This is a genomic window from Kribbella antibiotica (assembly GCF_004349055.1).
Lineage (GTDB): Bacteria > Actinomycetota > Actinomycetes > Propionibacteriales > Kribbellaceae > Kribbella > Kribbella antibiotica.
In genome coordinates this window covers 1-7,389 of the sequence record NZ_SMKX01000251.1, presented here as the reverse complement: position 1 = coordinate 7,389, position 7,389 = coordinate 1, and the positions used below count along the sequence as shown (strand labels likewise).

At 66.7% G+C, this 7,389-nt stretch carries 6 protein-coding genes and 1 pseudogene; 5 read left to right on the top strand and 2 right to left on the bottom strand.

All coding sequences use genetic code 11. The annotated features are described in order from the left end of the window. From E1263_RS41290 to E1263_RS41270, 5 genes and pseudogenes are all read left to right on the top strand, one after another. Positions 1-292: pseudogene (locus tag E1263_RS41290) on the top strand (SWIM zinc finger family protein); the annotation flags it as partial. Then, positions 289-1,692 (top strand): DUF5691 domain-containing protein, encoded by a 1,404-nt coding sequence (locus E1263_RS41285; RefSeq protein WP_132177754.1) that lies wholly within the window; start codon positions 289-291, stop codon positions 1,690-1,692. The pseudogene E1263_RS41290 and the gene E1263_RS41285, both read left to right, overlap by 4 nt. Beyond that, complete coding sequence (locus E1263_RS41280; protein WP_132177752.1) at positions 1,689-2,768, top strand: ATP-binding protein; 1,080 nt, start codon at positions 1,689-1,691, stop codon at positions 2,766-2,768. Before E1263_RS41285 ends, E1263_RS41280 begins: the two co-directional genes overlap by 4 nt. After that, positions 2,765-4,942, top strand: coding sequence for a DUF5682 family protein (locus E1263_RS41275; protein WP_132177750.1), 2,178 nt, complete (start codon positions 2,765-2,767; stop codon positions 4,940-4,942). Before E1263_RS41280 ends, E1263_RS41275 begins: the two co-directional genes overlap by 4 nt. Continuing rightward, positions 4,942-6,087 (top strand): VWA domain-containing protein, encoded by a 1,146-nt coding sequence (locus E1263_RS41270; protein WP_132177748.1) that lies wholly within the window; start codon positions 4,942-4,944, stop codon positions 6,085-6,087. The genes E1263_RS41275 and E1263_RS41270 overlap by 1 nt, the downstream gene beginning before the upstream one ends. Before the next feature lie 21 nt (positions 6,088-6,108). On the opposite strand, the gene E1263_RS41265 is transcribed toward E1263_RS41270, so the two are convergent. Further along, positions 6,109-6,861, bottom strand: a complete 753-nt coding sequence (locus tag E1263_RS41265; RefSeq protein WP_132177746.1) for a polysaccharide lyase family 7 protein — start codon at positions 6,859-6,861, stop codon at positions 6,109-6,111. Between the two features lie 28 nt (positions 6,862-6,889). Continuing rightward, positions 6,890-7,389: NAD(P)-dependent oxidoreductase (locus tag E1263_RS41260; RefSeq protein WP_272949733.1), on the bottom strand; the 500-nt coding region annotated here is incomplete at its 5' end.

The window sequence follows — 7,389 nt, the reverse complement described above, 5'->3', positions numbered from 1 at the left end:
GTCCGGATCAACGGCCCACCAAGCACTCGCGTCGTACGTCGAGTCCGTCGCCGCCGACCCGTGGAACGAACGCTGGCCCCTCGTCCTCCAAGACGTCCGCCCCGCCCGGTACGGCGAAAGTTGGGCGCTCGTCGATGCGGAAGGTGACGCGCTGGAACTCCTCCCCGGCGTAGACCCCTGGAAGCTTCTCGCCGTCTCAGCCGGTGATCCCATCACTGTCGCAGGTGAATGGAACCGAGCCGGCTTCCGCCCGATGACCTGCTGGCACGACGATCGCCCGGTGATCCTGTGAAGGGCTGGGACGGCCTGGTGAGCTCGGCGTTGCTGGGGACCGAGCGGCGACCGGCGCATTTCGAGGAGTTGCCGGAAGCGATTCAGGAGCGACTAGGCGAGGGCGGCTTGCTGGATGCCGCTGCGCTGGCGACCCTCTATCGGCGGGCCGGGCGGAAGCCGCTGCGTGACATCGTGCCGCTTCCGGAGACACCGGGTGAGGACCGGCCGTTGCCGCGGCCGGCTGCGATCAGACGGTTGTCGGCGATGCTTGGTGGATTCCAGAGCACGGCACTCGGCGAGTGGTTGCGAGCTGCGGACGCGCACGGCTGGGGCGTCCCACCAGAGCACCTTCCCGCGCTAGCTGATCACGCGCGCAACCGAGCTGAGTATCGCCCGCTCGTCATCGCGGCCGCTGGCCGACGTGCGCGTTGGCTCGCAGAGCTCAACCCCGACTGGCGATTCCTCTACGCAGCAGTTGCTGATAGCAACGACACCGAACCCTGGACCCACGGCGACCCGATCCAGCGCCGCAGCTGGTTGCGCGACCTCCGCCGTACCGATCCAGCAGGTGCCTTGGAAGAACTGCGCGAGGTCTGGCCGACCGAATCCGCCGCAACCCGCACCGACTTCCTCGGCCTGCTCACCGAAGGCCTGTCCACAGCCGACGAAGAGTTTCTCGAGACCGCTCTCGACGACCGTTCGCGAGAGGTACGACGAGTCGCCGCTGGAATGCTCACCCGCCTACCCGGCAGCCGTCTCGGCCAACGCATGACCGAGCGCCTCAACGCGCACCTCGTCCTCACACAAGGCGTGCTCAAAGTCGACCTGCCGCGCGAGCTCACCGCGTCCATGGATCGCGACGGCGTCGATTCCGCGCTCACCGAAGGGCTCGGCAAGCGCGCCAACTTGTTCCGCCAAATCATCGCCGCCACGCCACTAGCCGCGATGGATCTCGCCTGGCTGCAACTACCGGTGGAGGGCTGCGCCCCCGAGGTACTGCAGGCGGGCTGGACTGAGGCGGCCATCCGCGAACGCTCCGCCGAGTGGGCGCGCGAGCTCCTCAAATCCGGCGCCAACACCGGAACCCGCAGCCCCGCCGAACTCCTCCGCCTCCTCCCGCCCGACGAGTGGGCCCCGGCCGTCGAGGCGCTCCGTAAAACCGTCGACATCACCGAGCTCGTCGGAGGCCTTCCCGTCCCGTGGCCGGCCACGCTCGCGACCATGCTGCTCGACCAACTTGCCCGCGTCGGCACCGCCCGCGACTGGGCCCGGTTGGCAAGCGTCACCGCCCGCGCCGCGCCTCCCGACGTACTGGACCATCGAATCACCCGCGAACCGACCGGCGAAGAAGACACCTGGCGCCGTCGACTCGTCGAAACCCTGACCTTCCGCCGCGAGCTTTATGAGGAGCTGACATGACCGAAGTACTACGGCCGCATGCCGAGACCGAGTACGCCGGGGAGCTCGCCGCGCTGATCGCCGCCGACGACCGGCCGCGGCCGCCTGCGTGGTTGATGTCGCCGGCCGCGGTGGTCACCTACTTGCTCGGTGGGAAGGCGGGCGACACCGAAATAACCCCGAAGTACGTCGGCCCGCGGCGCCTGATCGAGGTTGCCGTGGCGACGCTTGCTACGGACCGGGCTTTGTTGCTGCTCGGCGTCCCCGGTACGGCGAAGACGTGGGTGAGTGAGCATCTCGCGGCCGCGATCAGTGGCGACTCGACGTTGCTCGTGCAGGGGACTGCGGGGACGGCCGAGGAGGCGATTCGCTATGGCTGGAACTATGCGCAGTTGATTGCCCAGGGCCCCAGTGAGGCGGCGTTGGTGCCGAGTCCCGTGCAGCGGGCGATGGCCGACGCGAAGATCGCGCGGATCGAAGAGCTGACCCGGATGCCGTCCGACGTACAGGATGCGTTGATCACCATCCTGTCCGAGAAGACGCTGCCGATTCCCGAGCTGGCGACGGAAGTCCAAGCCCGTAAGGGATTCAATGTCATTGCCACGGCCAACGATCGGGACAAGGGCATCAACGAGCTCTCGTCCGCACTGCGTCGCCGGTTCAACACCGTCGTACTGCCGCTGCCGGACAACGCCGAAGACGAGGTCGAGATCGTATCCCGGCGGGTGGCGCAGCTGGGCGCGGCGCTTGAGTTGCCACAGGCCGACGATGCGCTCGACGAGATCCGCCGCGTGGTGACGATCTTCCGTGAGCTGCGCTCGGGCCGAACCGAAGACGGCCGTACGGCGGTCAAGTCGCCGTCCGGAACGTTGTCGACGGCCGAGGCGATCAGTGTGGTGACCGGGGGTCTCGCACTGGCCGCGCATTTCGGGGACGGCGTACTGCGTCCGACAGATGTTGCCGGCGGCATCCTCGGTGCGGTCGTAAAGGACCCGTCCGCGGATCGCGTGGTCTGGTCGGAGTATCTGGAGACGGTCGTTCGCGAGCGCGACGACTGGGCGCCGTTCTATCGGGCCGCGCGCGAGATTTCCGGATGACCGTTCACCTGCTCGGGATTCGGCACCACGGGCCGGGGTCGGCGCGTGCGGTAGCTACTGCACTCAATGAACTCCAGCCCGACATCGTGCTGATCGAGGGGCCGCCGGAAGCTGACAAGGTGGTTGAGCTCGCGGCGTCCGTGGAGATGGATCCGCCGGTCGCGTTGCTGGCTTATGCCGTTGACGATTCGACGCGGGCCGCGTTCTGGCCGTTTGCGGTGTTCAGCCCGGAGTGGCAGGCGATCAAGTACGCGCTGGCGGCCGACGTACCGGTGCGGTTCTGCGATCTGCCGGCTGCGCACCAGTTCGCGTCGTCCGGACGCGAGGAGCGCCGGGGCGCGTCGATCGACCCCTTGGCGACGCTGGCGAACGCGGGCGGGTACGACGATCCTGAGCGCTGGTGGGATGACGTGATCGAGTCGCGGCGGGATGGCGCTGAGCCGTTCACCGTGATCGCCGATGCGATGCGCGAGCTGCGCCTTGATGAGGAAGCGAGCGGTCGCGAGGCGCAACGCGAGGCCTATATGCGGACCGTGCTGCGGAAGGCGATCCGCGAGGGGTTCGAGCGGATCGCCGTTGTTTGCGGGGCCTGGCATGTGCCGGCGCTGGAGGGGCCGTTGCCTCCGGCAACCCATGATGCGCGAATCCTGAAGGGCCTACCGAAGCGGAAGGTCGCCTGCACCTGGGTGCCGTGGACGCACGGTCGGTTGGCGGCGGCCAGCGGGTACGGCGCCGGTATCACCTCGCCTGGTTGGTACCACCACCTGTTCACTGCGCCGGACCAGATCACCACGCGCTGGCTGACGAAGGTCGCACATGTGTTGCGTGCCGAGGATCTCCCGGTGTCCAGCGCTCATGTGATCGAGGCTGTTCGTCTCGCCGACACCTTGGCCGCGTTGCGCGAACGGCCGTTAGCCGGGCTGAGCGAGGTGACCGAGGCGACGAGAGCAGTGCTCTGCAACGGGAACGATGTTCTCCTCAACCTCGTCACCCGGGAAGCGGTCGTCGGTGAGCTGCTCGGGACAGTTCCGGGTGAGACTCCACAAGCGCCGGTCGCGGCCGATCTCGCGGCGCAGGCGCGGCGGTTGCGTCTTCGAAGGGATGCGACCGAGCGGGTCATCGAGCTCGACCTCCGCAAGGCCAACGACCTGCAGAAGTCGCATCTCCTGCATCGCTTAAGGATTCTCGGTGTGCATTGGGGTGTGCCGGCAACGGACGAGCGGCGAGCGCAAGGTACGTTCCGCGAGATGTGGAAGCTGATCTGGGATCCCGGTCTCGAGGTCGAGCTGGTTGCCGCAGGCGCCCACGGTACGACGGTCGTCGGCGCCGCGACCACGGTCATGCTCAAGGTCGCGGCCGACTCGTCGACCCTCGCGGAAATCACTGCTGCGCTGGAGAAATCCCTTCTCGCCGATCTGTCCGAAGCCCTGCCGGATCTCCTGCGAGGCGTCGATACCAGAGCAGCCGCCGACGCGGATGTCGGCCATCTGATGGAGGCATTGCCTGCACTCGCCCGTTCCTCCCGGTACGGCGATGTTCGGAGCACCGACACCGCTGGTCTCGGGGCCGTCGCCAGCCGGATGGTCTCGCGGATCTGCGCAGGCCTCGGGCGGACCGTCCACGGGCTCGCCCCGGATGCGGCGACCGCGGTTCAAGAGCTGATTGACGGCGTACAGGATGCGACTGCCTTGCTGGCCGAGGATGTGCGGGTCGAGTGGTTGCGCACCCTTGAAGGCCTCAGCGATCGGCCGTCCGTGCCCCCGCTGATCCGCGGTCGCTTGACCCGGCTGATGCTCGACACCTCCCGGCTGCCGGATCACGAGATTGCGCTCAGGTTGGGCCGCGCGCTGTCACCCGGTACGCCGACTGCCGATGCTGCCGGATTTGTCGAGGGCTTCCTCGCCGGTGGCGGTCTGCTGCTCGTGCACGATGAACGGCTGCTGGGCTTGGTCGATGCCTGGCTGGGTGGAATCCCGGATGACGCATTTACCGAAGTTTTGCCGTTGCTGCGAAGGACTTTTGGGACTTTTGCTGCTCCGGAGCGGCGTACTATCGGCGCACGAGCGAAGGTGCTGGCCGATCCGGGGAGTGTTGTGGTTGCCGATGACAACGATCTTGACGCCGACCTGGCCGCCTCCGTGCTGCCAGTGGTCGCGCAGTTGCTGGGGGTCTGATGAACGAGCGACTCCGCCGCTGGCGCCTCGTCCTCGGCAGCGAGGCCGACCCCGAAACCGGTACGACGCTCTCCGGCACCGACCAGTCCATCGACAAAGCGCTCGCAGCTCTGTACGACGCAACGCCAGGCGAGCAAGGTGGTCAACGGGCAGCCGGCCTCGGTTCGTCGGCTCCGCGAGTTGCGCGATGGCTGGGCGATATCCGGCAGTACTTCCCGAGCACCGTTGTCCAAGTCATGCAACGCGATGCGGTCGATCGCCTCGGCATCACCCGGATGCTGATGGAGCCCGAGCTGCTGAACGCGGTCGAGCCCGACGTACATCTCGTGAGCACACTGATGGCGCTCAACGAGGTGATGCCGGAGGAGACCAAGCAGACTGCCCGCGAGGTGGTCGGCCGCGTGGTCGCCCAGCTGGAGGCGCGATTGGCCGAGCGCACCAAGGCTGCGGTCACCGGAGCTCTCGACCGCGCCGGGCGGACTGGTCGTCCGCGACACTCCGATATCGACTGGGATCGGACGATCCGGGCCAACCTCAAACACTTCCAACCCAGCCTGGGCACGATCGTCCCGGATCGCCTGGTCGGGTACGCGCGGCGCAATCACAGTGTGCAGCGGGACGTCGTACTGGCTATTGATCAGTCGGGGTCGATGGCGGAGTCGGTCGTGTACGCCGCGTTGTTCGGGGCGGTGCTCGGGTCGATCCGGACGTTGAAGACGAGTCTGGTGGTGTTCGACACCGCGGTGGTCGATCTGACTGATCAGCTCGATGATCCGGTCGACGTACTGTTCGGGACGCAGTTGGGCGGTGGGACGGATATCAACCGAGCGATCGCGTACTGCGAGCAGCTGGTCACCAAGCCTTCCGAGACTGTTCTCGTGCTGATCTCCGACCTCTACGAAGGTGGAGTGCGCGAGGAATTGTTGCGGCGGGCCCGTGGTTTGGTGGAAGCAGGGGTGCAGGTGATCGCGCTGCTGGCACTGGCCGACTCCGGCACCCCGTCGTACGACGCCGAGAACGCGGCCGCGCTCGTGGAGCTCGGCGTACCGACTTTTGCTTGTACACCAGACCGATTCCCGGATCTGATGGCCGCCGCGATCCGTCGCGACGACATCACCACCTGGGCCTCGACCAACCTGTCGTGACGGGTCGAGGCCCAACGAACGTCAGCTGTGGGTGACGGTGACGTTGTAGATCACGGTCTCGCCATAGTTGCTGGTGTCGCAGGGCGAGGAGTTCGTACAGTTGGCCTGGGTATAGACGCCGGCCTTGAAGTAGCCGCCGCTGAACGACTTCGGGATCGTTGCCTGCAGCACGTTGTTGTAGTATGCCTTGATCGATCCGTTGCTGACCACGAACTTGGCCTGGAATCGCTTACCCAGCGTGTAGTTGCTGTCGACAAGCTTGTAGTGCGTGTCGTTCTCGTTGGTCACATACAGGCTGCTGCCGTCGAGACGGAACGTGGACATGTCGTTGCCGTTGTGGATCTGGCCGGCAATCACCTGCGGCTTGGTGTTCGGGCGGTGCGTGATCGCCTGATCGATGATCATCGTGTGGACGCCGGAGGTCGAGGGCCAGGAGGCGCCCGCGCCGTTGCGCATCTCGCGGAGCTCGGAGCGCGCGTAGGTGGTGTTCGGAGTGGTGACGCCGTTCACCGCGTTGCGGAAGCGGACGCCGTTGCAGTTCGGCTGGTCGATGAACCACGGGTTCAGCTCATAGGTGTCGAGCGACGGTTGGCCGACCTCGAGCACCTGAGTGCCGGACTGGTTCGGGTTGTCGACAGGGAGCTGCAGCTTCCAGTTGGCCAGGTTCAACACGTCACCAGGCGTGGAACAGGCGGTGGTCGCAGCGGTAGCGACCGGGACGACGGCAGCGGACGCGGCCAGCAGGGTGGTTGCGAGGAGTGCTCGGACGAACATGCTGTTCTCCTTCGGGGCGGACGGGCAATCAGAACCGCTGGGCTTTGTCGACCTGGTTGATCAACGGGTCCCCAGCGAGGAACCGACGGGTGTTCTCCAGCAGTACGGCGAAACGTCGTTCGGAAGCATGCGGCCCTGCCCCGGCCACATGCGGCGTGATCAGTACGTCGGGCCTGCGCCACAGCGGGTGGTCGGGTGGCAGCGGCTCGGTCTCGAACACATCAAGCGCAATCCCGCCGAGCCGGGCTTTCGCCAGGTCGTCGAGCCGGACGGTCGGGCCGCGTCCGACGTTCACGAATAGCGCAGTGGGCTTGAACCGCTGCAGCCGCGCGGCGTCGATCATCCCTTCGGTCGCCGGCGTATGCGGAACCGTCAGCACGACAATGTCCGCGGTCGGCAGCAAGCCGTCCAGTTCTTCGACCGGGTGCACTTTGGTGAACCCCTGCGGCGCCTCAGTAATCCGCGCATCAACCCCGGTGACCGTCACCCCGAACTCACTCAGCAGTCGCCCAACCTCAGCCCCCACCG